The sequence below is a fragment of the Ensifer sp. ENS03 genome (assembly GCF_014852035.1).
Classification (GTDB): Bacteria; Pseudomonadota; Alphaproteobacteria; order Rhizobiales; family Rhizobiaceae; genus Ensifer; species Ensifer adhaerens.
The window spans coordinates 1,024,532-1,047,686 of record NZ_JACVAV010000001.1 but is presented as its reverse complement, the minus strand read 5'-3'; the positions used below and the strand labels follow the sequence as shown (position 1 = coordinate 1,047,686).

General features: G+C 62.8%; 26 protein-coding genes and 1 pseudogene. 12 read left to right on the top strand and 15 right to left on the bottom strand.

What is annotated here, in order from left to right:
• Positions 1-105: 105 nt before the first annotated feature.
• The 7 genes from mnhG to IB263_RS05125 are packed head-to-tail and all read right to left on the bottom strand — an operon-like array spanning position 106 to position 6,038.
• Positions 106-465 (bottom strand): monovalent cation/H(+) antiporter subunit G, encoded by a 360-nt coding sequence (gene mnhG, locus IB263_RS05155; RefSeq protein ID WP_034789334.1) that lies wholly within the window; start codon positions 463-465, stop codon positions 106-108.
• Positions 462-845 (bottom strand): cation:proton antiporter, encoded by a 384-nt coding sequence (locus IB263_RS05150; RefSeq protein WP_034789332.1) that lies wholly within the window; start codon positions 843-845, stop codon positions 462-464. The genes mnhG and IB263_RS05150 overlap by 4 nt, the downstream gene beginning before the upstream one ends.
• Entirely contained in the window at positions 842-1,318 is a 477-nt protein-coding gene (locus IB263_RS05145) for a Na+/H+ antiporter subunit E (RefSeq protein ID WP_034789330.1), read from the bottom strand. The genes IB263_RS05150 and IB263_RS05145 overlap by 4 nt, the downstream gene beginning before the upstream one ends.
• Complete coding sequence (locus IB263_RS05140) at positions 1,315-2,877, bottom strand: Na+/H+ antiporter subunit D (RefSeq protein WP_034789329.1); 1,563 nt, start codon at positions 2,875-2,877, stop codon at positions 1,315-1,317. The genes IB263_RS05145 and IB263_RS05140 overlap by 4 nt, the downstream gene beginning before the upstream one ends.
• A 7-nt stretch (positions 2,878-2,884) precedes the next feature.
• Entirely contained in the window at positions 2,885-3,262 is a 378-nt protein-coding gene (locus IB263_RS05135) for a Na+/H+ antiporter subunit C (protein WP_034789327.1), read from the bottom strand.
• Positions 3,262-3,681, bottom strand: a complete 420-nt coding sequence (locus IB263_RS05130) for a Na(+)/H(+) antiporter subunit B (RefSeq protein ID WP_034789325.1) — start codon at positions 3,679-3,681, stop codon at positions 3,262-3,264. The genes IB263_RS05135 and IB263_RS05130 overlap by 1 nt, the downstream gene beginning before the upstream one ends.
• Positions 3,678-6,038 carry a putative monovalent cation/H+ antiporter subunit A gene (locus IB263_RS05125; RefSeq protein WP_192437823.1) on the bottom strand — a complete coding sequence of 787 codons (2,361 nt, stop codon included), beginning with the start codon at positions 6,036-6,038 and terminating at the stop codon, positions 3,678-3,680. Before IB263_RS05125 ends, IB263_RS05130 begins: the two co-directional genes overlap by 4 nt.
• A 423-nt stretch (positions 6,039-6,461) precedes the next feature.
• Between IB263_RS05125 and IB263_RS05120 the strand changes: the two genes are divergently transcribed.
• From IB263_RS05120 to IB263_RS05110, 3 genes are all read left to right on the top strand, one after another.
• Positions 6,462-8,054 (top strand): EAL domain-containing protein, encoded by a 1,593-nt coding sequence (locus tag IB263_RS05120; protein WP_049811035.1) that lies wholly within the window; start codon positions 6,462-6,464, stop codon positions 8,052-8,054.
• Positions 8,055-8,140: 86 nt separating this feature from the next.
• Positions 8,141-8,548: a peptide-methionine (R)-S-oxide reductase MsrB gene (msrB, locus tag IB263_RS05115; protein WP_034789321.1), complete on the top strand. Its 408-nt coding sequence runs from the start codon at positions 8,141-8,143 to the stop codon at positions 8,546-8,548.
• Between the two features lie 105 nt (positions 8,549-8,653).
• Positions 8,654-9,178 carry a hypothetical protein gene (locus tag IB263_RS05110; RefSeq protein ID WP_049811034.1) on the top strand — a complete coding sequence of 175 codons (525 nt, stop codon included), beginning with the start codon at positions 8,654-8,656 and terminating at the stop codon, positions 9,176-9,178.
• A 7-nt stretch (positions 9,179-9,185) separates the two neighbouring features.
• On the opposite strand, the gene IB263_RS05105 is transcribed toward IB263_RS05110, so the two are convergent.
• Positions 9,186-9,842 (bottom strand): hemolysin III family protein, encoded by a 657-nt coding sequence (locus IB263_RS05105; protein WP_029742916.1) that lies wholly within the window; start codon positions 9,840-9,842, stop codon positions 9,186-9,188.
• Positions 9,843-10,085: 243 nt separating this feature from the next.
• On the opposite strand from IB263_RS05105, the gene IB263_RS05100 reads away from it, so the two are divergent.
• Positions 10,086-10,556: a GNAT family N-acetyltransferase gene (locus tag IB263_RS05100; protein WP_029742915.1), complete on the top strand. Its 471-nt coding sequence runs from the start codon at positions 10,086-10,088 to the stop codon at positions 10,554-10,556.
• A gap of 2 nt (positions 10,557-10,558) precedes the next feature.
• Here IB263_RS05100 and IB263_RS05095 read toward each other — a convergent pair whose 3' ends face one another.
• On the bottom strand, positions 10,559-10,903 hold the full coding sequence (locus IB263_RS05095) for a TraR/DksA C4-type zinc finger protein (protein ID WP_029742914.1): 345 nt from the start codon (positions 10,901-10,903) through the stop codon (positions 10,559-10,561).
• Positions 10,904-10,968: 65 nt separating this feature from the next.
• Positions 10,969-11,391 (bottom strand): universal stress protein, encoded by a 423-nt coding sequence (locus IB263_RS05090; protein WP_029742913.1) that lies wholly within the window; start codon positions 11,389-11,391, stop codon positions 10,969-10,971.
• 300 nt (positions 11,392-11,691) lie between these two features.
• Here IB263_RS05090 and IB263_RS05085 point away from each other — a divergent pair, with 300 nt between their 5' ends.
• Positions 11,692-12,570 (top strand): VOC family protein, encoded by an 879-nt coding sequence (locus IB263_RS05085; protein ID WP_113293433.1) that lies wholly within the window; start codon positions 11,692-11,694, stop codon positions 12,568-12,570.
• A 61-nt stretch (positions 12,571-12,631) separates the two neighbouring features.
• Here the strand turns inward: IB263_RS05085 and IB263_RS05080 are convergent, their stop codons facing one another.
• The gene (locus IB263_RS05080; RefSeq protein WP_370689517.1) at positions 12,632-13,000 is read right to left on the bottom strand and encodes a helix-turn-helix domain-containing protein; all 369 of its coding nucleotides are present in this window, start codon (positions 12,998-13,000) and stop codon (positions 12,632-12,634) included.
• 118 nt (positions 13,001-13,118) lie between these two features.
• On the opposite strand from IB263_RS05080, the pseudogene IB263_RS05075 reads away from it, so the two are divergent.
• Together IB263_RS05075 and IB263_RS05070 are read left to right on the top strand one after the other, a co-directional pair.
• Positions 13,119-13,957, top strand: a pseudogene (locus IB263_RS05075) (SDR family oxidoreductase).
• 166 nt (positions 13,958-14,123) lie between these two features.
• Positions 14,124-16,283 (top strand): inverse autotransporter beta domain-containing protein, encoded by a 2,160-nt coding sequence (locus tag IB263_RS05070; protein WP_192437821.1) that lies wholly within the window; start codon positions 14,124-14,126, stop codon positions 16,281-16,283.
• Between the two features lie 64 nt (positions 16,284-16,347).
• On the opposite strand, the gene IB263_RS05065 is transcribed toward IB263_RS05070, so the two are convergent.
• The 3 genes from IB263_RS05065 to IB263_RS05055 all read right to left on the bottom strand — a co-directional run bounded on the left by IB263_RS05065 (position 16,348) and on the right by IB263_RS05055 (position 18,021).
• Positions 16,348-17,106, bottom strand: coding sequence for a class I SAM-dependent methyltransferase (locus IB263_RS05065; protein ID WP_192437819.1), 759 nt, complete (start codon positions 17,104-17,106; stop codon positions 16,348-16,350).
• 112 nt (positions 17,107-17,218) lie between these two features.
• Positions 17,219-17,584 (bottom strand): hypothetical protein, encoded by a 366-nt coding sequence (locus IB263_RS05060; RefSeq protein WP_051659157.1) that lies wholly within the window; start codon positions 17,582-17,584, stop codon positions 17,219-17,221.
• Between the two features lie 164 nt (positions 17,585-17,748).
• Entirely contained in the window at positions 17,749-18,021 is a 273-nt protein-coding gene (locus tag IB263_RS05055; RefSeq protein ID WP_060516228.1) for a DUF2798 domain-containing protein, read from the bottom strand.
• Between the two features lie 147 nt (positions 18,022-18,168).
• Between IB263_RS05055 and IB263_RS05050 the strand changes: the two genes are divergently transcribed.
• The gene (locus tag IB263_RS05050; RefSeq protein WP_192437817.1) at positions 18,169-19,089 is read left to right on the top strand and encodes a LysR family transcriptional regulator; all 921 of its coding nucleotides are present in this window, start codon (positions 18,169-18,171) and stop codon (positions 19,087-19,089) included.
• 3 nt (positions 19,090-19,092) lie between these two features.
• Here IB263_RS05050 and IB263_RS05045 read toward each other — a convergent pair whose 3' ends face one another.
• Positions 19,093-19,494, bottom strand: coding sequence for a helix-turn-helix domain-containing protein (locus IB263_RS05045; RefSeq protein ID WP_060584291.1), 402 nt, complete (start codon positions 19,492-19,494; stop codon positions 19,093-19,095).
• Positions 19,495-19,628: 134 nt separating this feature from the next.
• On the opposite strand from IB263_RS05045, the gene gstA reads away from it, so the two are divergent.
• The 4 genes from gstA to IB263_RS05025 all read left to right on the top strand — a co-directional run bounded on the left by gstA (position 19,629) and on the right by IB263_RS05025 (position 23,116).
• Positions 19,629-20,246 (top strand): glutathione transferase GstA, encoded by a 618-nt coding sequence (gstA, locus tag IB263_RS05040; protein ID WP_371814039.1) that lies wholly within the window; start codon positions 19,629-19,631, stop codon positions 20,244-20,246.
• Positions 20,243-20,638 (top strand): nuclear transport factor 2 family protein, encoded by a 396-nt coding sequence (locus tag IB263_RS05035; protein ID WP_134886137.1) that lies wholly within the window; start codon positions 20,243-20,245, stop codon positions 20,636-20,638. The genes gstA and IB263_RS05035 overlap by 4 nt, the downstream gene beginning before the upstream one ends.
• Before the next feature lie 9 nt (positions 20,639-20,647).
• Positions 20,648-20,860 (top strand): 4-oxalocrotonate tautomerase family protein, encoded by a 213-nt coding sequence (locus IB263_RS05030; protein ID WP_192437815.1) that lies wholly within the window; start codon positions 20,648-20,650, stop codon positions 20,858-20,860.
• A 147-nt stretch (positions 20,861-21,007) separates the two neighbouring features.
• Positions 21,008-23,116, top strand: a complete 2,109-nt coding sequence (locus tag IB263_RS05025) for a S9 family peptidase (RefSeq protein ID WP_192437813.1) — start codon at positions 21,008-21,010, stop codon at positions 23,114-23,116.
• The last annotated feature ends 39 nt before the right edge of the window (positions 23,117-23,155 follow it).

Sequence of the window (23,155 nt, the reverse complement as noted above, 5' to 3'; positions counted from 1 at the left end):
ATCCAAACATAAATTTAGCGACACTTAGCAAGTTTATCTCCAAATTGCTAAAATGGCCACACTCGATCGTAATGTTCTGAAATACAGTTTCAGAACTGTCGTCGATCAGTCGCGACGCGGCTCTTCCTTTTGCGGAAGCTGATCTATGACAGACAGCTTTGTCAGCCTGTAACCTACCTGATGTGCGGCTTTTGCCAGGAGATGAGCCGAGATCGGCGCAGTCAGAACGAAGAAAAAGAAGCCTGCGAGCGCGCGAATCAAGATGGCTGGATCGAGAGAATGCACGCCTGCGGCCAGAAGCAACAGGCCCGATCCGATCGTGCCGGCCTTGGAGGCCGCATGCATGCGCGTATAGAGATCGGGGAAACGGATGATGCCGATCGCCGCCAGCAGCGAAAAGATCGCGCCGACAACCAACAGAACGGCGACCAGCAGGGTGACGGCAATCTCGAGGACCGGGCTCATCGGCGCGCCCCCTTGCGCTTGCGCTGCGTCGATTTGCCTCTCGTCGCCGACGCGCGTTTGACCTGCACTCCGCCCCCTTCGACAGCCGCCCTCTCCGGCGACAGGCCGCGCGCGAGGACGAAGCGGGCAAAGGCGACCGTTGCCAGGAAACCGACAAGGCCGAGCGCGATGGCTATGTCGATGTAAAGGTTGAAGCCGGTGCGGATGGCAACGACAGCGATGAGGCCGATGGCGATCGCCACCAGCATATCGAGGCCGAGCACCCGATCCGGCAATGTCGGGCCGCGGATGATGCGCCAGACCGTTATCAGAAGCGCTGCGGACAGGACGACAAACGCAAAGCCGGTGGCAAGGGCGAGAATCTGCGCCGACAGGGTCATTCGAAAGCCTCCTTGATCCGGCGCTCGAAGCCATTGGCGATATCGCGCCTGAGGCCACCCGGATCGGCGCAGTCGAGCGCATGAACATAGAGCGTGCGGCGGTCGTCGGAGACGTCGACCGACAGCGTTCCCGGCGTCAGCGTGATGAGATTGGCCAGCAGCGCGATTTCGAAGTCGCTCTTGACCGTCAGCGGATAGGCGAAGATGCCGGGCTTCAACACCATCTTCGGCTGAATGACCAGCAAGGCGACCTTGGTCGCCGAAATTGCCAGTTCCTTGAAGAACAGCGCCGTCAGCAGGAAAAGCTTGATCGGGCGCACAGGGTAGGCAACCGGCTGAAGCTCGCGCCGGATGAGAAAGAGCGACAGTGCTCCGACGGCAAAACCGAGGATCAGGTTGGCCGGCGAGAAGCTGGCGCTGATGGCGCCCCAGATCGCCGTGAACACGAGATTGATGGTCAGGAACTTGGTCACGGGGCACCTCCCGGGAAGACCGAGTCCAGGTAGGCCGACGGCTCGGAAAGGCCCGCCGCTGCACTCTGAACCATGGCAAGCAACGGCTCCGGATAAAGACCGATCGCGAGCGCCAGCACAGTCAAGGCTGCAAGCGGCAGAAGTGCCGTCGGCGCGATCGTCGCAGACGCAGCGCCGCCCTCACCAGAGGCCGCATCACGCCAATAGGCGAGCAGGAAGAAGCGGCCGGTGACGATGGTCGTCAGGAAGCCGGTCAGAAGCAGGACCGCCGCCAGCCACCAGGCGCCGATATCGAGCGCCGCCTTGACCAGCATCACCTTGGGCCAGAAGCCGGAGAACGGCGGCAGGCCGGAGACGGCGAAGGCAAGCATGAGCGTCAGCGCCGCGAAACCGGCATGGCGGCGATAGAGGCCCGCCAGAGAGACAAGCGAGAAGCTGCCGCCGAGCCTCGCCGCGACACCGGACGCGAGATAAAGCGCGGTCATGACGAGCATCGAATGCAGCGCGTAGAAGATCGCGCCGCCGATGCCGCCCGGGCCGCCGACAGCGACACCCGCAAGGATCGAGCCGATGCCGGAGACGACGAGATAGCCGAGCATGCGGCGGAAATCTGTCTGCGCCAACGCGCCCAGAACGCCGACGAGCATCGTCAGCGCGCCGGCAATGGCGATGACGAAGCTCAGTTCTTCGCGCTCGACCGGCAGCAGCATGACGGTAACGCGGATCAAGGCGTAGATCCCGACCTTGGTAAGCAGACCGGCAAAGAGCGCCGACACGACCACGCGCGGCGTATGATAGGACGCCGGCAGCCAGAAGTTCACCGGAAAGGCAGCAGCCTTCATGCCGAAGGCAAGCACGAACAGCGCCGTCAGCGTCATCAGCGGCGCCGTACCCGCGAGCCCCTCGGCCTTGCGGGCAATGTCGGCCATGTTGAGCGTGCCGAAGCTCGCATAGAGATAGCCGGTCGTGATCAGGAACAGGGTCGTCGCGACCAGGTTGAGGAAGCCGTATTTCACCGCTCCGTCGATCTGTTCGCGTTCGGAGCCGAGCACGATCAGGCCGAAGGACGAGATCAGCAACACCTCGAACCAGACATAGAGATTGAAGATATCGCCGGTCAGAAAGGCGCCGGAGACGCCGGCCATCAGCAGCATCAGGAACGGATAGAAGCCGTAGCGCCGGCCGCTGTCGTTGATGTCGGCGAGCGAATAGATGCCGCCGGCAAGCGCCACGACGGAGGCCGTCAAAGCAAAGAGCGCGCCGGTCAGGTCGACGGTGAAGGCGATGCCGAAAGGCGGCAGCCAGCGCCCCATGACCATCGTTACCGGTCCGCTTGCAAGGACATGGCGAAGAAGGAGCGCGTCGATGATGACGAGCCCGGCCAGGCCGGCGACCGCGATGTAGGGATGCCAATCAATTTTCCGGCGCAGCATCACGAGCAGCGCGCCGATTGCGAGGCACCAGGCAACTGGCAGGATGACCAGCCAGTCGGCAGACGCGACGGGCTCGAGCACGAGCGCGGCGGAGAGATCTGCGGGGGGAGAGGTTGTAGCGGCCATGGGTCGGTCAGTATCCAAGCGGCGCGGCCGGCTCGTCCTTCGGCTCGGCAACGCGCATCTCGTCGGTATTGTCGGTTTGCAGCTGCTCGTATGCCCGCCACGCAAGAACCAGCAGGAACGCGAAAAAGGAGAAGGAGATGACGATCGCCGTCAGGATCAGCGCCTGCGGCAGGGCGTTGGCGGCGGGGCCGACGAGCGCATCCTTTTGGCTGGGAACGACCGGCGGGATGCCACGCGTGAGCCTGCCACCGGTAAAGATCAGGAGGTTGACGGCATTTCCGAGGATGGCAACGCCAAGCAGCACCCGGATGACATACTTCGACAGGAGCAGATAGACGGCGACCGTGAAGAAGATGCCGACGAGCAGAGCGAACCAGGCTTCCATCATTCGCCTCCCCGCTCTTCGAGCGAAAGCGCAATCGAACTGATCGCGCCGACGACCACGAGATAAACGCCGCAATCAAACAGCATCACCGTCGAGAGCGGTACTTCCAGGCCGAGCACCGAGGGATAGACCCACAGGCCGGTCATGAAGGGAACGCGGGCGGCGATCGAGATCAGGCCGGCGACCGTCGCGGCCAGGAGGCCTGCCCCGGCAATCGCCATCGGGTGGAAATAGATCGCGCGGCGCACCGTCTCGACACCGCAGGCGATGCCGTAGATCGCCAGCGCAGACACCGCGATCAAGCCGCCGATGAAACCGCCGCCCGGCTCGTTGTGGCCGCGCAACAGGACGAAGATCGAAAACAGCACCATGAGGCTCGTCAGGAACGGCGCGACGGCGCGGAAAATCACCGACTTCATGCGCCTTCCTCCGCATCCGGATCGTTATCGGCGACGCGTCGAAGCGAACCCGCCCTCAAGCGAACCAAGGACAGGATCGCAAGACCCGTGACCATCACCACTGCGATCTCGCCCAGCGTGTCCGTGCCGCGGAAATCGACGATGATGACGTTCACCACATTGGCGCCGTGGGCGATCGACTTCGAGTAGAGATTGAAGAAGTCGGTGAGCGTCGCATCGAAGGGTACACCCGTCACCTTCAACAGCATCAGCCCGAAGCCGAGACCGCAGGCAAGGGCGATCGCGACATCCGGGATTTTTTGCGCAAGCGGACGATGGTCCGATGGCGACAACCGGAGCCGCGTCATCACAAGCGCAAGGACGACGACCGAAAGCGTCTCGATCATGAACTGGGTGAAGGCCAGATCCGGCGCGCCATAGAGCAGGAAGATGACCGCGACGGCAAAGCCCTGGATGCCGAGCGAAACGATGGCGGTCAACCGGTCGGCAGCAAGCACCACGGCGATGAGGCCGATGACCGCGATCGCCATGATCGCCAATTCATGCAGCGGCACGTCGGCGGCAAAGAACGGCGCGCGCGGGAACTCGCCATAGGCGATCGGCACGACCAAAAGCACGAAGGCAACGAGGATGAAGGTCGTGGTCATGTAGACTTCGAGGCGCCCGGATTGCAGCCGGCGGGTCAGTGTGACGGAGAAACGAACGAGCCCGCGGATGAACTGGTCGAAGCCGCGATCCGGACCCCAGCCGATATCGGCAAGGATCGTCACCATGAAGGCACGCACACGGTCTAGCTTCAGATAAAAGCCGATGCCGATGACTGCGGTCACGATCGACATGATCAAGGGCAAGCCGACGTGAGGAACGACCGAAATCGTGACCGCACGGGGTTCGCCCGCGATCGCCGACGCCATCGGCGTCGATACCAGTTCATGCGTCAGTCCGGAAAGCAGCGCCGCGGAAAGCCCCTTGGCGGCAAGCAGCGCCGGCCCGAGCCAGAGCAAGATCGGAGCCTCATGGGGCGCCTTCGGCGTCTCGACCTTTGCACCGACGAACGGCTTGAGCGCGACGGCAAAGGCCACCGCGAACATCAGTGCATTGCCGAGGATCGCAATCGCGGCAAAGACCAGGGAACGGCGATCGAAGCCTGAGAGTGCGTAGTAGATCTCCTCCTTGGCGATGAAGCCGAAGAAGGGAAACAGCCCGCCCATCGAGAATGCCGCGGCAAGCGCTATGACGAAGGTGAGCGGCATGGCGGAGCGAAGCCCCCCGAGCCTCGTCACGTCGCGCGTGCCGGTCTCGTGGTCGATGATGCCGGCGACCATGAACAGGGCGCCTTTGAACAGCGAATGGGCGACAAGATAGAGCACCGCCGCTTCGATCGCGTGGGGTGCGCCAAGCCCTGTCAGCATGACCAGCAGGCCGAGAGACGCCATCGTCGTGTAGGCGAGCATCAGCTTCAGGTCAGTCTGGCGGCAGGCGAGCGCCGCGCCGATGACGAGTGTGGCGCCGCCGAAGAGCGGCAAAAGGATCTGCCATTCGGGTGTGCCGCCGAGCACCGGGTTCAGCCGCATCAGGAGATAGACACCGGCCTTCACCATGGTCGCCGAATGCAGATAGGCCGAGACGGGCGTCGGGGCTTCCATCGCGTTCGGCAGCCAGAAATGGAAGGGGAACTGGGCCGACTTGGTAAAGGCGCCGCCAAGTACCAGGAGCAGCGCCGCCAGATAGAACGGGCTTTCGCGCATCTCCGGCCCGAAGGCAGACAGCAGCGAGAGCTGGGTGACGCCGCTGACGTTCCAGATGATCAGCAGTCCGGCAAGCAGGAACAGGCCCCCGCCTCCGGTTACGACCAGCGCCTGCAGGGCTGCGCGCCTTGCCGCCTCGCGCGAATGATCGAAGCCGATCAGCAGGAACGAGGTGATCGAGGTCAGTTCCCAGAACACAAAGAGCATCAGGAAGCTGTCGGAGACGACGACCCCGAGCATCGAGCCCATGAACATCAGGATGAAGGAAAAGAACCGCCCCTGCTGCGGGTGGCCCTTCAGATAGCCGCCGGAATAGAGCACGATCAGCGCGCCGATGCCGGCAATCAGCAGGACGAATGTGAGCGACAGGCCGTCGATCAGCCAGGAAAAGCTGACGTTGAACGAGGGTATCCAGGCATAGCCGCCCGTAACCACCTCGCCCTTGGCGACTTCCGGCCAGAAGCCGATAAAGTGCAGCACGATCGCCAAGGGAAACAGCGCAAGCACCCAGGCGGCGTTGTGCCCGAGAAGACGTGTCAGAAGCGGCGCGAGCAATGCCGCGACGAAAGGCAGTGCGAGGGCCAGAAATGTCAGGGCCGCAACATCCATCGTCCTGGCCTGCTCCTTTTATTTCATCGTATGATCGATCGGACTCCCGACATAAAAGAAGGGTGTTGGGGTCTCAAGCCTTATCCGGATAAAATCGGCGTTATATATCCGTCAGTTCGGCCGGACGAACCGAAGCGGAAGCCTTGCATTACCAGATTCGCGCGATTTACGCGGTGTCCGCCAACAACAATTAAAATGCTGTTAGCAAAATATTCATCGGGCGGCGGGGGATAGATCGAACATTCTGGAAACGGAACTGCAAGACGTGATAGTTGTATTTGCAGACTTTCTCAATTCAGAGCGAACCGACCACAAGCCTCCGCCAGCAGACCTTGCAACGGCTCAGAAGCGGTTGCCCGCTTCAGTATCGATAACGGCAGGCACGGAACAGAAGATCACTATCTCGAATAGGGCGGGACCCGCTTGGAACGATCTCGCATAGTCGTCATCGCCAGTATCCTGGCCGCCCTCGGCGCGATCCTGCCGATGCTTGCGGCCTACTATCTTTCCTGGTCGATCGCCGTGCGCGGCGAACAGGCCCGGCTCGCCCGCCTGGCCGACTATGCCATCATGCGCGCAGACGCCGCGCTCGGAGAAGCGTCCCGGGCGCTGAAGACGGCCGACCGGTTCGACATGCCGCCATGCATGGCCACGCATATCGCAGCCTTGCGCTCCCTCGTCGTCAACACGACCGCCATCGAGGATATCGGCTACTTCGAGAACGGGTTGCTCAGATGCACCTCGTGGGGTTACCCGCCGCGTCGGCTCACCCGCTCGCCGCCTGCCGATTTCTTTGCGAGCAACGGCGTCGAAGTCATCCCGCGGATGTATCCGACAATCAGCACCGGCGCGCCCATGACGGCGTTCCGGTATCGCTCCTACACGGTGCTGACCAACCCGGTCCGGTTCGTCGACGTGATCGCCGAGCCCGGCACCCGGCTTGCAGTCGCCACCAAAAACGGCGTGCTGGTCAGCACCCTCAACGATCCTGACCCGTCGCTGACGGAACGGCTCGCCGATCTTCCGAAGACCGGCAGCAACGCCGACGACCTTTTTGCAACATCACGGGACGCAAACTGGATCGCCGTTGCCACTGCGCCCAGCATCGCCATTCTAAGCGACATGGATCGGGAACGCCTGCTGCTCTTGCCAGGCGGGGCGCTGGTCGCGGCGCTGATGGTCGGGCTTGTCGTCTGGCTATCCCGGCGTCGTCTGTCGCCGCTTGGCGAGCTTTCGATTGCCGTGCAGCGGCGCGAGTTCATCGTCCACTACCAGCCGCTGATCGAGCTCAAGACCGGCATCTGCGTCGGTGCGGAGGCGTTGGTGCGATGGCGGCGACCGGATGGGCAGATGGTCCGGCCAGATCTCTTCATCCCTCTTGCGGAAGAAAACGGACTGATCGAGGAAATCACCGATCAGGTCCTCTATGCGACGGTCGCCGAATTGAAGAGCGTGCTCGTCGCCGACCGCTCGCTGCACATCGCGATCAATCTCGCCGCCGACGACCTGAAATCCGGACGCATCCTGCCGGTGATCGAGGCGGCGCTTCGAAACACCGGCGTGCTTACAGAACAGATCTGGCTGGAGGCAACCGAACGCGGCTTCATGGACGTCAAATCCGCCCGGGCGACGATCGAGGAGGCGCGCCGGCGTGGCCACTCCGTGGCCATCGACGACTTCGGCACCGGCTATTCGAGCCTGCAATACCTGCAGGAGCTACCGCTCGATGCGCTGAAGATCGACAAGTCGTTCATCGATACTGTCGGCACCGATTCGGCCACCAGCTCGATCACGCCGCATATCATCGACATCGCCAAATCGCTCGATCTCTACATCGTCGCCGAGGGGATCGAGCGGCAGGAACAGGCCGACTATCTCATCGAGCGCGGCGTGCAGTACGGCCAGGGCTGGCTGTTCTCCAAGGCGCTGCCGGCGGCCGAGTTCATCGCCTTCTACAATGACAGCAAACGCAGACTCGGGGCCGGGCCGGCGGTGATCCGCCGCGAAATCGCTTGAGGCCCCTTCACGCGGACGCGGCCTGGTGATGTTTGCGCGCGCGGTCCTGCATTCCTATATAGTCGCGGCAACGACAGGAGACGTTCATGACGACCGTAAAGACGCCGAAAGTGGTGAAAACCGATGCGGAATGGCGGGCACAGCTCTCGCCGGAGCAGTATCGCATCACGCGACAGCAGGGCACCGAGCGTCCGTTCACTGGTCCGTTCCTCAACAACAAACAGACGGGCACCTACGAATGCGTCTGTTGCGGCCGGGCGTTGTTCCGCTCCGACACCAAGTTCGATTCCGGGTGCGGTTGGCCGAGCTACTTCGCCGCGGTCGACGATCAGGCGATCCGCGAGATCGAGGACCGCTCCCACTTCATGGTGCGCACGGAAATCCGCTGCGCCGATTGCGATGCGCATCTCGGCCACGTCTTTCCCGACGGCCCGCCGCCGACGGGGCTCCGCTATTGCCTGAACGGCCATGCCATGACGTTTACCGAGGATTGACACCGGGGCGCGGAAGGAGTGGCATGGGTGCTGTTCCGCCGGGAACGGCACCATGGCGCAAACGGCGCTAGAAGCAATAGATCGAGCAAGCGAGAGGAGGTCCGCATGCTACGCATCCTGACTGCCCTCGCCTTGCTGCTCCCCTCCGCCCTGACGGCGGCGGCGGCCGAAGACTGGGTTCCCTACGCCAACGCACGCTTTGGCTACGTGCTCGACATTCCCCCCGGGTTCGAACTGCAGAGCCAGGGCGACAATGGCGATGGCGCGAGTTTTCACGCCAACGACAACGGCGCGACCCTTTCGGTCTTCGGCAGCACACTCATGGACGGTGACTTCGAGACCGACGTCAACGACCGCATGGGCTACGAGCGGGAGGGTGACTGGCGGATTTCCTATTCGCGTGTGACGGCCGCCTGGGCGAGTTTCTCGGGCGCGCGCGGTAACGAAGTATTCTACACCCGCGCGATCGCGCTCTGTGACGGCAGCGCCGCCTATTTCCGCCTGCAGTACCGCAAGACCCGGCTCACCAGCTTCGATGGCGTGATTTCGCGCATGGCAGAGGCGTTGAGACCTTCAGAAGGTTGCCAGCATCCACCGGTCGCCGCGGCCGCCGGCGAAGCGCCAAACTGATCGCCGCTCAGGACGCGGCGCTGAAACAGGTCAGCACGGCCGAATAGTGTACCGCCGCTCCGGTTACGACGAAGCCATGCCAGATGGCGTTCTGGAAGCGCAGCTTTTCCCACACATGGAAGATCACGCCGGCAGAATAGATGATGCCGCCGATCAGGATCAGCACAAGCGTCGTTGCCGTCAGCGCCGACAGCAGCGGGCCGACCGCGAGCACGCCGCTCCATCCCATGGCGAGATAGAGCAGGATCGCCAGCCGGTCGAAGCGGCCCGGGAAGAAGCACTTGATGGCGACGCCCAGGCCGGCGATCGCCCAGATGCCGATCAGCATCACGAACAGGAAGGGATCATCGAGGCCGCGCTGCAGGAAGGGCGTATAGGTCGCGGCGATCAAGACGAAGATCGAGGAATGGTCGAAGCGGCGCAGGAACCACTTGGTGCGTGAAACCGGGTAGAGGTTGTAAAGAAACGAGATCGAGAGTGTCGCGAGCAGTCCCGCGCCATAGACGGCGGCGGCGGCAAGCTGGCCGGTCGTGCTCCACAGCGTTGCGTAGAAGATCAGCGCGGTCACGCCAACCAAGGCAGCCGCCAGGCCGATGCCGTGAACGATGCCGTCAGCAATCAGTTCCGAACGGTCATAGTTCCATTTGACGCCTGCGAATTCCACGTCTTCCCTCTCCCCGAGCCTTTTCTTCTCCGGCGGCGCGCATGCCCCGTCGCACCGCAACGTTTCCACCATCCTGCCACAAGGCCGCGCCGCGGCAAAGAAGCAGGGACATGGCAAAAGCATCAACTTTTGCAACGCATTACAACAATCGCATGACCGGTCTGAGAAGTTTGACGGGAGACTTGCCGAAGGCCACGGCGATGACCACATGAACGGCCGAAGGATGCGATCGGGAGGATCATCATGTCAGTCTTGCGTAGCCCTCAGCCGGATCAGGCGGCCGCGCTCAGCGACCTCTGCGTGCGATCAAAGGCCGTTTGGGGTTATGACGCCGCCTTCCTTGAGGCATGCCGGGCGGCTTTGACGCTCACAGCCGACGACTGGATGGATTCGGAGCTTCAGGTCGCCATGGAAGGCGAGCGCATCCTCGGCCTGGCGCAGGTCCGCGGGAGCGGACAGGTGGTTGAACTGGACAAGCTGTTCATCGAGCCGGAAGCACGGGCGGCAGGCATTGGCCGGCAGCTTTTCGACTGGTGCGTCGCAGCCGCCCGCAAGCGCGGCGCAACGGTCATGACGATCGATGCAGATCCCGGCGCTGCCGACTTTTACCGCCGCATGGGCGCGGTCGATGACGGGGTCGTCGCGTCGAGCGTGATCCCCGGGCGGTTCCTTCCCCGACTGAAAGTGGATCTGGCGAGCGGTCCGACCGCCTGACGTCAACGCCCCCCGCGGGCGACCTCGGCCGCGCACTCCTGACAGAGTGGCGCATGAGGCACAGCCTGCAGGCGCGCCGCCGAAATCGGCAGGCCGCAGCGCACGCAGGTTCCGAAGGTGCCGGCGGCGATCCGATCGAGCGCGGCATCGATCGCGCGGATCTCCTCCTGACCCGCAAGGCCAAGGCCTTCGAGAACCTCGTCCCCTTCCCGCTCGGTCACCCGGTCCGGGACATCAGCGTTCATCGGCTCATCGAGATCGTGCTCGATCCTGACCAGACGCCCCTGCAGCTCCGCCTTGCGGCGTGTCAGGCGGTCGTGAAAGTCGTCAAGCCCATGTTTGTCCATCTGAAGACTCCTTGGCGGTGGCGGCGCGAAGGTCTCGCGCCGCATGCGCTCTTGTTGTTCGTGGCTTACCGGTCGACGAGAACGGCGCAGGGGCAATGGCTGACGACCCGGCTTGCCGTCGATCCGATGAAGTAGTCGATGAGACCCGGCCGATGGGACGCGATGATGACGAGATCGGCGTTTTCTTCGCTGGCAAGGGCGTTAATGGTGCCGGCGGCCCCGCCGGTGCGGATTTCGATGCGGCCCTTGATCCCATGCTTGGTTTTGAGCGCCTCGAGCGTCTTTAACGCCTGCTTTCGGGATTCCTCGACCATCTCCAGCGGGAAATCCACGATCATGTAGCCTTGCGCATAGGCGTTCAGATCCTCGACGACGTTGAGCAGGATAATCTCGCCCCCCTCATCGATCAGCTTTTCGGCAATGCCGAGCACGGACTCGCCGTGTTCGAGCTGATCCATGGCAATCGGGACGATGATCTTCTTGTACATGCTGTACTCCTTCTGTTGCCCACGCGGATCGCCAGGCTGTTGCCACAGGCCAATCCCTCGTCTCAAGATTGCGCCTCGACGGCATCTTCGGCTTTGATTGAAATCAAATCGAAAGCGCTGCGCGCGCACGGCCCCACTCGAAATGAGGTAGGGCGACGACAACCACTGTCAACGCGCGTCGAACACAACATCAAGTGACTGACAGGCTTCCGTGAACGAACGAGGCGGCCCATATTCCCAACAGTTTCGATGAAACTGAAACGGCGAACCGGCCGTAGCTTCGATGCCAAGGAGACAGACATGACCTCGCAGGAGACTTTCGACATGCCAACCGACCATGCGCTTGCCATGCCCGCGCATGTCGAGCATGCGCATCTGGTCGTCCAGGATCTGCCGGCCGTGTCCGCCTGGTATCAGAAGATCATGGGCCTGAGCCCGATCGAAGCGAGCAAGAGCGGCGAGACGCTGGGCGTCAATGGCCACCCGCTGCTGACGCTGACGACCGAAGGCAACGCCGCGCGGGCGCCACGCAACGCGCCTGGCCTCTTCCACAACGCCTTTCTTGTTCCGAGCCGCGAAGAACTCGGCCGCTGGCTCGCCCATATCGCGCACAACAATATCAGGCTGCAGGGCGCGTCCGACCACCTGGTCAGCGAGGCGATTTACCTCGCCGATCCGGAAGGCAACGGCATCGAAGTCTATCGCGACCGACCGCGGAGCGAATGGACGTTTAAGCCGGATGGGACCGTCGGCATGGATACGCTGCCGCTCGATCTGCAGGCGCTCTACGACGAAGCACCCAAGGACAATTGGGGCGGCATGGTGGACGGGACGGCCATCGGCCATATCCATCTGCAGGTGTCCGATATTCCTCAGGCCGATGCTTTCTTCCGCGACGTGCTGGGCCTGGGGCTGATGGCACGCTATCCCGGCGCGAGCTTCTTCGGCGCGGGCAAGTACCACCATCACGTCGCCGCCAATATCTGGAACTCGCGGGGTGCGCCGAAGCGCGAAGGCCACATGACCGGACTTTCGGATTATACGATCCAGTACAAGGAGCCGGGCGAGCTCACAGCGGCGCTCGCGAAGCTCGATACGCTGGAAATCGCTGTCAGCCGCAACGGCAATGGCCACAGCCTCGTCGACCCCTGGGGCATCGGCCTCAAGCTCGTCGCCTGATCCTCTCTCCCAGGCCACAGGCGCCTTTGCGCCAGTGGCAAACTTGCCGGCCGCAGCCGCCTCAGGCGCTGCGGTCGTATTTTTGCTGGGCTTGCAGCACAGCCTCGATGTTCTCCTCCGCCCAGCGCGTCAGCGCCGCGACCGTCGAGGTCAGCGTGCGACCGAGCGGAGTGATCGCATATTCCACGGTCACCGGCACCGTCGCAAAGACGCTGCGGCTGACGAGCCCGTCCCGCTCCAGCTTCTTCAGGGTCTGCGACAGCACCTTCTGCGAGATGCCGTCGATCTCGCGCTTCAACTGGTTGAAGCGCACCGGCTGTTCATCGAGCTTTCCAAGCACCAGCACGGCCCATTTGTCGGCAAGCCTGTCCAGCACCAGGCGGGTCGGACAGGTCTGGATATAGACGTCGTACTCCATCGGGCACCCCATCGCGGTTTCCGGGCGGAAACCATGTCACCAAAAACTGCCTCCTTTACAGCATTTTCCCGGACCAATATCCAGTATCCATCCGCAACATGGTTTCATTTGGATACTTAGGATAACGGTGATGGCAGGCAAGATTCTGGTTCTTGGATCGAACGGGACGATCGGCAGCAAGGTGGTACGGGCGCTGGTCGCGCGTGGCGAAACGGTCAGGGCTGCGTCCCGAAAGGCGACAGCCGTTGATGGCGCGGAAGCCGTCGCCTTCGACTACGAGGATGCCACGACCTTTGGCCCGGCGCTCGACGGCGTCGACCGCCTGTTCGTTCTGACACCGGCGGGATATCTCGACCCGGTCGGGCTGGTCGGACCGATCATGGCCGCCGCTGCCGCGCGCGGCATCAAGGTCGTGCTGATGACCGTCATCGGCGTCGATGCGGACGACAACATCCCCTATCGCCAACTTGAGCTGCAGCTCGAGAAAACCGGAACACCCTTCGTCATCCTCCGGCCAAACTGGTTCTCCGACAATTTCCAGAGCTACTGGATCGAGGGTATCCGCCACGGCGCGATCGCGGTTCCGGCGGCCGAAGGCAGGACGAGCTTCATCGATACACGCGACATTGCCGAAAGCATCGTGGCAGCGTTGACCAGCGAAGCCTTCAACGGCCGCGCCTTCAACCTCACCGGCCGGAAGCGCTGAGCTACGGCGAGGCGGCAGCGATCCTGTCACGCGTGACCGTTAAGCCCATCGCCTACACGCCTATCGATGACGAGACCTTCGTCGGCGTGCTGGTCGGCGCCGGGGTGCCCGAGGACTACGCCCGCTTCCTCGCGTCGATCTTCCATCCCGTGCGCGAAGGCTGGGTGGAAAACCCTACCGGCGACGTAAAGATATTGACAGGCCACGAGCCGCGTAGCCTGGAAACCTACGCCAAGGACAATGCCGAGGCTCTCAGGGCCTGACCTAACCCGGACGATGGCCGCTCGTTCCCGCGCGGGCGGCCTGCGTCAACACGCCGCTGGATAGTTCCCAGACAACCGATCAATAAACTTGAGTATTATACTCACATATTTTAACCGCATGCCCAATCGGCCTCGCCCAAGGTCGCATTCATGCGGAGTTAATAATATGAAAAATAAGAATTTTCTTGCGGCTGCCCTGGCGAGCAGCACCCTTCTTTCGAGCCCCGCGCTGGCGGTGGATTTTCGTCCGCAGGCGGAAATCGAAGGCGGCTTCTTCAGCGGCGGGTCAGCTGCCGGCGGCGGCTTTTTCCTCCCCTTCGTGCTCGATTCGGGCGATGCGATTTTCATCGATACACGCGGGGCCATTGCCAACGATTCCGTCCGCCAGGGCTCCGTCGGCGTGGGCTATCGTTTCCGCGCCAACGACCAATGGGTCATCGGCGGCTACGGCTACTACGACTATCTGAAGAGCGACCACGGCAACGCCTTCAGCCAGCTGTCCTTCGGCCTCGAGGCGCTCAGCGGTGACCTCGAAATGCGCAGCAACTTCTATCTGCCTTTGACCGGCGCCAAGACGCTGAGCGCCTTCAATGCCGCCTATGTGCGCGACCACGTGCTCGTCTTCCAGGAAGGCAAGGAACGGGCGCGACGCGGCATCGACGCCGAAATCGGCGGGCTCCTGCCTGTCTTTGCGGAAGACTCCAACGTTCAGCTGAAGGTTTTCGGCGGCAGCTACTGGTATGGCGGCCGCAACCTCGGCGACATGTTCGGCGCCAAGCTGCGTGCGGAACTGACCTTTGCCGACCTGCCGGGCCTTTCCGAGGGATCGACCGTCTCGCTCGACGTGACCGGCACCTATGACAACGAGGACAAGCTGAAGGGCGCCGTCATGGCACGGCTGCGCATCCCGTTCGGCGCGACCGGCTCGACCGCCGACGCCTTCGATCCGATGACCCAGCGTGTCGAGCGCGCCACCCGCATCCGCACCCATGCGGGCGCCACCGGCGATGTCGAGGCCGCGCAGCTTGCCGGCACCGGCCGTAACGCCGGCCGGGTGGTGACCGTTTCCTCGGCTTCCGGCAATGCCTCCGACATCAACGCCCTGATCGGGGCTGCCGGCGCCGACGCGCTGATCCTCGCGGACGGCAACCTCGGTCTCGACCGCACACTCGCGCTCGGCAACGACCAGACACTCCTTGGCGGCGGCGGCGCAATTGCCGTTAGCGGCGCGCGCAGCGGCGCGACCGCAACCTTCGTCAATCAGGGTGCGGCCACCACGATCACCGGCTACAACCCCGCCGAGGACGTGATTGCCATGGCGTCCGGCGGTACCATCTCGTCGCTTTCGGTCCGCGGCGGCCTAGCCGGCATTTCGGCCACGAACGCCGCAGATGTCACCGTCGACAAGGTCGACATTGCCGCCACCAACCACGACGGCATTCGCTTCACGCGCGTTAATGGCGCGCTGGTTCAGGACAGCCGCATCCACGACCTCTACATTTGCGAGAACAACACGACCTGCGAATTCTCGATCTACAACCCCAACAAGGCGCCCTATGCCGCCGTCAGCTCCGTCGGCAGCCGAAACGTGACGGTGCGCGACACTGTCATCGACAAGGTCACCTATGGGGTCTTTGCCGGCGGCGAGTTCAGGAAGGTCGGACGGACAGACTACGAACTGGTCACCGGCACGCAGAACGTCACGCTCGACAACGTGACGATCAGCAACTCCCGCCGCGAAGGCGTGCTGCTCGTCGCCGGCAAGGAAGTCAGGCTCAACCGTGTAACGGTCGACAATGCCAAGCAGGACCGGGACATGGATCTCGTTGTGCTGCAGGGCACCTCCAACGTCGCGATCAACGACATGCGGCTCTTTGGCGGCATCAACGGTCTGATGCTGGTCTCGAGCCCGAACCTCGATGCGACGACCACCAACGTCAACGTCAAGGGACTGACCGTCGACGGTACCCGCAACGCCGGCATCTTCTTCAATCCGGTCTCGGGGATTTCGCTCGAGGACGTCAAGGTAACGAATGCCGGCACCTATGGCGCCTTCATCTACGGCAACGAGTTCGAGTTCCTTGGAGGACCGGTGCGCGACGTCGTGCTGAAGAACATGACCGTCGACAAAGCCGGCAAGGCGGGCCTCTACTTCTCGGGCCCGACCGAAGACATCACCGGCAATGTCAGCGTGAGCAACACGCCGAAGGATTGCCTGCTCGACAACGGCTGGTCGGCCGGGACGATCACCCAGTCGCCGGGTTCGGTGCTGACCGTCAACGGCGTCAAGCTCGATCAGGGCAACGCCGCGGCCCGTTGCCGCTGATAGCCGAAGCCACGCCCGGGTGACCGGGCGTGGCTCTTTTGTCCGGTTTGCTTCGCCGCGCGATCTATACCGGGCGTCGGCATTCGAAGGTGACGACATGGTCACCGTCCCTTGGAGCACGGCCGAAGGTATAATCGCCGGAAATGACGATATCGGCGAAACCGGCTGCCTGCAGCGTCAGCAGCATTTCCTGAACGCCCCACCAGCGCATGGTGAAGAATTCAAGCTCGCTCGACGCCAGCCGTCCCTCCTGCCAGAGGTCGTAGCGCAGGTGCGAAACGGTCGTCTGGCCGAGGATGTCGGTCCTCACCCGCTGACTGGTCAGGGTCAAAAGGTCGCCCGCCTCCGTTTGCCAGCTGCGGATATTCGGCTGCAGGTCGGCGACCATGTCGCCCGGGTAAAGATCGAAGATCAATCGACCACCCGGCGCCAGGTGATCGTAAAAGCGCTTTAGCACGGCTGATGCCGCTGCATGGTCCGCGATCAGCTGCAACGAACCGGCGGGCACGACAATCGCATCGAAGCGCTTTGCATATGTGAAGGTCTCGAAGGTCTGGCGAGACAGGGCCGGCGCTAAGTCGCGGCCGGCGCATTGGGCGAGACAATAGTCGAGCATGTCCTGCGAGGCATCAAACCCGCAGACATCGAAACCGGCCTCCAGCAACGGGATCAGCGCTCGGCCGTTGCCGACGGCTGGTTCGAGGATCGGCCCACGATAGCCCTCGAGCCTCTGCCGATAATACTCGATGTCGCCGAAAGACTTTCCAATATATTTGTCTAAATTATAAACATGAGAGGCAAGTCTGCCATAGGTATTGTTCACGATACCTCTGCTCCCGATAAAACAAAGCAACGCTGTGCTTTATACGGGAGTATGCGACCAGGGCTGTTGTTTGCCAGCCACGCCGACGCTTTATCGTCACCGCCCAAACGTGTCAGAAGCGCGCCGGCCGGATGAACTTGCCGTAAACCCAGCCCTCCTGCCAGTTTCCACTGCGCTGCGGATCGTGCCAAATCTGGCACCAGGTGGCCCGCACGGCCTGGCGCTGGGCGGAAGCCGACCAGCGGGCGATGCGCTTGAGATCGACACCGTTCATGCAGCGGCCGGTCATCTGCAGTTTCGTGCCGTTGGGATAGCCGGCGCGGATCGCCGAGGAGGAGGATGGCCAGGCGCGCGCGTTGAGCACGTCGTTCCAGTCGACCCCGGACACTTCCCAGGCGACAAATGTGCTTGCGGTAGCGGGAAGTGCGGCGGAGAGCGCCCCGGCCAGAATGGCCGCCTGCACCAGCTTGTTCAACATGCCCATCTCCTTGCCCCTTGATCAGACCGCCAGTCGTTGCGGCAGAAAACAGAATGCGACCCCTCGGCTGAATTGCAACTGAATGGATTTCACGACGAGAGCGCCCCTTATCCCATGACGACGTGGGCACGCCGCCCGTCCCGGTTTTCCGGGACGGGGTCTTGTCAGCCCGGCAGGCGGCAGACGACGCCGACCAGCCGCGCGACCACGGGGCGGACCATGAGCACGCAGACGAAGGCGACGGGCATGGCGAGCGCGTATGAACCGAGCACGCGGGCCGGGTAGCCGGCGTCGATGCCGGTGTTGACGCCGACGATGACGCAGCACATCAGAAACGCCATGATCGCCGACATGAAGAAGGCGAAGGCAACGGGGGCCGCACGCGGCGGCAGCTTGCGGCTGCGCGCGAGCCGCGGCGCCGATAGGGTGTCTTCCATCAGAAGTCTCCTGGTTTGATCGAGGGGACCACCCCCTCGTTTCTGGCCGCACTATACGGATCGCGTCGCAGCCAAGTAGGCCATTGCAGCCTTGTTCAGAAACAGGCAAAACCATCGAATAGATGTTTCTATTCGATGGTTTGGGTTATGGACACTTTGCGCGGCGTCGAGAGTTTCGTCAGGAGCGTCGAGGAAGGCAGCATCGCCGCGGCGGCACGAAAGCTCGGGATTACACCCGCTTCCGCGAGCCAGAACATCGCCCGCCTGGAGCGAACGCTCGGCAGCCGGCTGCTCAGCCGCACCACGCGCCAGTTGGGCCTGACCGAGAGCGGGCGGATTTACTACGAGAGGGTGCGCGGCGTCGTACACGAGCTGGAGCTTGCAGCCGCCGCCGTTTCGGCACTCAGCACCGAGCCGCGCGGGCCGCTCAAGATCGCCTCATCCGTCGCCTTCGGTCGTCATGTGGTGGCGCCGCTCGTCCCCTCCTTCGCCGCCCGGTATCCGGATGTCTCGATCGAGCTCGTCGTCACCGACCGCGAGATCGATCATATCGGCGAAGGCATCGACATCAGCGTGCGCTTCGGCCTGCAGCTGGAACAGGGGCTGATTGCCCGCAAGCTGGCCTCGGTGCCGATGATCATCTGCGCAGCCCCCTCCTATCTGGAGCGACGCGGCCGCCCGCAGCAACCCGAAGATCTCGTGCACCACGATTGCCTCGTCTACCGCTATGCGGGGCATGGCCGGATCTTTCGCTGGGCGTTTACCCGCGACGGCCTGCGCTTCGAGCCGGAACTGAAGGCGACGATCGTCAGCAACGATATCGACACGCTCGCCGAGATGGCGATCGCCGGCGCCGGCATCACCCGGCTCGGCGCCTTCATCGCAGCGCCGCTGATCGAACGCGGGCTGGTGGTGCCGCTGTTCGGCGAACTGCCGCAGGAGGGATTGGCCAGCACCGACCACGAGCCCTTCGATTTCTATGCCTGCTTTGCCGACCGCCAGGCGCAAACGCCGAAGGTGCGCGCGTTCATCGAGCATGCGATGCAGAGCCTGAAGGGGCGCTGGTAGGTCTTACCCACCGGTGACCGGGACCGGAGCGGCAGCCGTTTCCTTGCGCACGACCTCGACGCCTCGCCGCTGCTTCAGCCGATAGCCGACCTCGACGATGGCATGGATGGCCGGGATGAACTCCGCGCCGAGCTCACTGAGGCTGTATTCCACGGAAGGCGGCGACGTCGGCATGATCCGCCGCTCGACAGCACCCTTCTCCTCAAGTTCCTTCAACCGAGTGCTCAGCACCTTTGCCGAAATACCGGGCACGTCGATCCTCAGTTCGCTGAAGCGGCGCGGCCCGGCGCTCAAGGACCAGAGGATGTTCGGCGTCCATGCGCCGCCGAGTAGCACCATGCACTCGCCGACCGGGCAGTTCGGCGGCAAGGCCGCGGCCCGATTTTTCCGAATTTTCAAGCTCATGCGCAAAACTTTCCAGTTACCGCGGGGAAACCGGAAAGGTAGGTAACATAAGGTTATCTGATATACAAAGGTTACCGCTTCCGCTTAGGTTCCGCCGTCCTCGACAAACGGACAATCATTTCAGAAGGAACCAGATGATGAAGCTCTATTACGCCCCCGGCGCCTGTTCGCTTTCCCCCCATATCAGCCTGCACGAGGCCGGTGCCGATTTCGAGATCGTCCGGGTCGATACCAAGACTCATCGCACCGAGACGGGTGCGGATTACAAGGCGGTCAACCCCAAGGGCTACGTACCGACGCTGGTGCTGGAAAGCGGCGAGGTCGTTACCGAAGGTGCTGCTGTGGTGCAGTACATCGCCGATCGCTTTCCGGCGGCGAAACTTGCGCCTGAAAACGGCACGCTGGCGCGCACCCGCCTTCAGGAACAGTTGAACTTCATCTCATCGGAACTGCACAAGGCCTTCTCGCCGCTGTTCGACCCGACCGCATCCCCCGATGCAAAGGAGGCAGCCACGCTGCAGGTGGCGAAACGCTTGACCCATGTCGAAAGCCTGCTCGCGGACGGGCGCCCTTACCTGCTCGGGGAGGTCTTCTCCGTCGCCGACGCCTATCTCTTCACGGTCGTCAACTGGAGCAGCGGCACCGGGATCGCGCTCATGCAATGGCCGCATCTCGCAGCCTACATGCAACGGATCGGCACACGTCCTGCCGTGCGCAGCGCAATGCAGGCGGAAGGCCTGGTCGCGGCATGAGCGCGTCACCGAAGGATCCGCAGTTCGCAGCCATCGTCGACGTCCTGCAACGCTACTTCGACGGGCTCTATCGCAGCGACACCGACATTCTCAGGCAAGTCTTCCACCCGAAGGCGCTCTATGCCACAGCAACGGACGGAACCCTGCTCGAACTCGACATGAACAGGTACTTTCCGATCGTCGAAAAACGTCCCTCGCCCGAAAGCCGAGACGAAGCGCGCATCGACCGTATTCTTTCCATCGAGTTCGCAGGCCCCGTAACCGCATTTGCCAAGGTGCAATGCGCCATCGGCGAGAAGGCCTTCACCGACTTTTTGTCCCTGGTCTTTCTTGACGGCCGCTGGCAGATCATCGCCAAGGTCTTCCATTACGACATCCCATCCGCGCAATAGGAGAAGCTTGTGCCCTACGTAAACATCAAGATCACCCGCGAGGGTGCAACCCCCGAGCAGAAAGCAACCCTGATCAAGGGCGTCACCGATCTCCTTCACACCGTGCTCAACAAGGATCCGGCCACCACCTTCGTTGTCATCGACGAAGTGGCGCTCGAAGACTGGGGCGTCGGTGGATCGCCGGTTGATGCGTACCGGCGAAAGGTCGGCGAAAAATCGTAGCAACACGCTGCCCCTACCCACCACGATGGAAGGGGCAGCCGCCCACCCGATGCCGCGGTGATCCGCGCGCAGCTCGATTGCGCTTGATCGCTTTCGACAGGGTCTCTATCTCATTGTCTCCCGCCGCATTGATCCCGGAGACGTATCTTGTCCGTATTCAGCAACCTCCCCAAAGCTCCCGTCGCCGCAAAGAAGCCGGTCAGCGACACGCGCCACGGCATTACCCGCACCGACGACTATGCCTGGCTGCGCGCGGACAATTGGCAGGCGATGTTCAAGGATCCCTCGATCCTCGATCCTGATATCCGCAAGCATCTGGAGGCCGAAAACGCTTACATGAACGCGGCGATGGATGACACCAAGGCTCTTCAGAAGACGCTGTTTGCCGAGATGCGCGGCCGGATCAAGGAGGACGACAGCTCGATCCCGGTCAAGGACGGTCCCTTCGCCTACGGCCATGCCTATGTCACCGGCGGCGAGCAGCCGCGTTACTTCCGCATTCCCCGTGACGGCGACCACAAGGACGAGGCGATCCGGCAATTGCTGCTCGACGGCGACAAGGAAGCCGAAGGCAAGGCCTATTTCCGCCTTGGCGGGCTCGACCATTCGACCGACCATAGCCTCGGCATCTGGGGCTATGACGACAAGGGTTCGGAGTATTTCACGCTTCGGGTGCGCGACCTCGCAACGGGCGAAGACCTGGCAGACGTGATCGAGAACACCGGCGGCGGCGGCGCCTGGGCGCCCGATGGCAAGAGCTTCTTCTACACAGTGCTCGACGACAACCACCGCCCGTCGAAGATCTTCCACCATATCCTCGGCACCGCCCAGACCGACGACCGGCTGGTCTTCGAGGAGACGGATCCCGGCTTCTTCATGTCGGTCGGGGGCTCGCTGCTCGACGATTTCATCTACATCGACATCCACGATCACGAGACGAGCGAATACCGGTTGCTCTCGACCAAGGATCTGACGGCTGAGCCGAAGCTCGTCGCCGAGCGCGTCACCGGGCTCGAATACGCGATGACCGAAGGCGGCGACGTCTTCTACATCCTCACCAATGCCGACGGCGCCAAGGACTTCAAGATCGTCGAAGCGCCGGTCACGGCACCGGGCAAGGAGAATTGGCGCGAGGTGGTGCCGCATAAGCCCGGCACACTGATCCTCAGCCACATGGCCTATGCCCGCCACCTCGTCTGGCTGCAGCGCCGCGAAGGCCTGCCGGAGATCGTCATCCGCGACCGCAAGACCGGCGAAGAGCACGCGATCGCCTTTGCCGAAGAGGCCTATTCGCTCGGCCTTTCCGGTGCTGCCGAATACGACACCGACGTCATCCGCTTCTCCTACTCGTCGATGACCACGCCGTCGCAGCTCTTCGACTACGACATGGCGACGCGCGCGCGCACGCTCTTGAAAACCCAGGAAGTGCCTTCGGGCCACAACCCGGACGACTATGTCACCCGCCGCGTCTTCGCGCCGTCCTGGGATGGCACCGAAGTGCCGGTGACGCTGCTTTACCGCAAGGACACGCCGCTCGACGGTTCGGCGCCCTGCCTGCTCTATGGCTATGGCGCCTACGGCATCACCATTCCGGCCGGCTTCAACACCAATTGCCTGTCGCTGGCCGATCGCGGCTTCGTCTATGCCATCGCCCATATCCGCGGCGGCAAGGATCGCGGCTTTGCCTGGTACGAAGACGGCAAGATGGCAAAGAAGACCAATACCTTCAAGGATTTCATAGCGGCCGCTGACTATCTGAATCAGCAGAAGTTCACGTCCTACGCGAAGATCGTCGCAGAAGGCGGCTCCGCCGGCGGCATGCTCATGGGCGCGATCGCCAATATGGCGCCGGAGAAGTTCACCGGCATTATCGCGGCCGTACCCTTCGTCGACGTGCTCAACACCATGCTCGACGACACCCTGCCGTTGACCCCGCCGGAATGGCCGGAATGGGGCAACCCGATCGAGAGCCGCGAGTTCTACGACATCATCGCCGGCTACTCGCCCTACGACAATGTCGAGGCGAAGTCCTATCCCGCGATCCTGGCGCTCGGCGGTCTCACCGATCCGCGCGTCACCTATTGGGAGCCGGCGAAGTGGGTCGCGCGGCTGCGCGAGAAGACGACGGGCAGCGCGCCGATCCTGTTGAAGACGAACATGGACGCCGGCCATGGCGGCGCTTCGGGTCGCTTCCAGCGGCTCGAGGAGATCGCCTTCGAATACGCCTTTGCCATCAAGGTCGCCGGCAAGATGTAAACGGATCGGGATGAGGAAACCTGTTTGCGGTTTTTCTCA

Bases quoted from the DNA above. Each gene is read 5' to 3' on its own strand.
- IB263_RS05125 (WP_192437823.1), bottom strand. From the start codon at position 6,038: ATGGATGTTGCGGCCCTGACATTTCTGGCCCTCGCACTGCCTTTCGTC.
- IB263_RS05140 (WP_034789329.1), bottom strand. From the start codon at position 2,877: ATGGCCGCTACAACCTCTCCCCCCGCAGATCTCTCCGCCGCGCTCGTG.
- IB263_RS05045 (WP_060584291.1), bottom strand. From the start codon at position 19,494: ATGAGCTTGAAAATTCGGAAAAATCGGGCCGCGGCCTTGCCGCCGAAC.
- mnhG (WP_034789334.1), bottom strand. From the start codon at position 465: ATGAGCCCGGTCCTCGAGATTGCCGTCACCCTGCTGGTCGCCGTTCTG.
- msrB (WP_034789321.1), top strand. From the start codon at position 8,141: ATGACGACCGTAAAGACGCCGAAAGTGGTGAAAACCGATGCGGAATGG.
- IB263_RS05085 (WP_113293433.1), top strand. From the start codon at position 11,692: ATGACCTCGCAGGAGACTTTCGACATGCCAACCGACCATGCGCTTGCC.
- IB263_RS05070 (WP_192437821.1), top strand. From the start codon at position 14,124: ATGAAAAATAAGAATTTTCTTGCGGCTGCCCTGGCGAGCAGCACCCTT.
- IB263_RS05050 (WP_192437817.1), top strand. From the start codon at position 18,169: ATGGACACTTTGCGCGGCGTCGAGAGTTTCGTCAGGAGCGTCGAGGAA.
- IB263_RS05055 (WP_060516228.1), bottom strand. From the start codon at position 18,021: ATGGAAGACACCCTATCGGCGCCGCGGCTCGCGCGCAGCCGCAAGCTG.
- IB263_RS05060 (WP_051659157.1), bottom strand. From the start codon at position 17,584: ATGTTGAACAAGCTGGTGCAGGCGGCCATTCTGGCCGGGGCGCTCTCC.
- gstA (WP_371814039.1), top strand. From the start codon at position 19,629: ATGATGAAGCTCTATTACGCCCCCGGCGCCTGTTCGCTTTCCCCCCAT.
- IB263_RS05090 (WP_029742913.1), bottom strand. From the start codon at position 11,391: ATGTACAAGAAGATCATCGTCCCGATTGCCATGGATCAGCTCGAACAC.
- IB263_RS05080 (WP_370689517.1), bottom strand. From the start codon at position 13,000: ATGGGGTGCCCGATGGAGTACGACGTCTATATCCAGACCTGTCCGACC.
- IB263_RS05130 (WP_034789325.1), bottom strand. From the start codon at position 3,681: ATGAAGTCGGTGATTTTCCGCGCCGTCGCGCCGTTCCTGACGAGCCTC.
- IB263_RS05035 (WP_134886137.1), top strand. From the start codon at position 20,243: ATGAGCGCGTCACCGAAGGATCCGCAGTTCGCAGCCATCGTCGACGTC.
- IB263_RS05110 (WP_049811034.1), top strand. From the start codon at position 8,654: ATGCTACGCATCCTGACTGCCCTCGCCTTGCTGCTCCCCTCCGCCCTG.
- IB263_RS05100 (WP_029742915.1), top strand. From the start codon at position 10,086: ATGTCAGTCTTGCGTAGCCCTCAGCCGGATCAGGCGGCCGCGCTCAGC.
- IB263_RS05095 (WP_029742914.1), bottom strand. From the start codon at position 10,903: ATGGACAAACATGGGCTTGACGACTTTCACGACCGCCTGACACGCCGC.
- IB263_RS05135 (WP_034789327.1), bottom strand. From the start codon at position 3,262: ATGGAAGCCTGGTTCGCTCTGCTCGTCGGCATCTTCTTCACGGTCGCC.
- IB263_RS05150 (WP_034789332.1), bottom strand. From the start codon at position 845: ATGACCCTGTCGGCGCAGATTCTCGCCCTTGCCACCGGCTTTGCGTTT.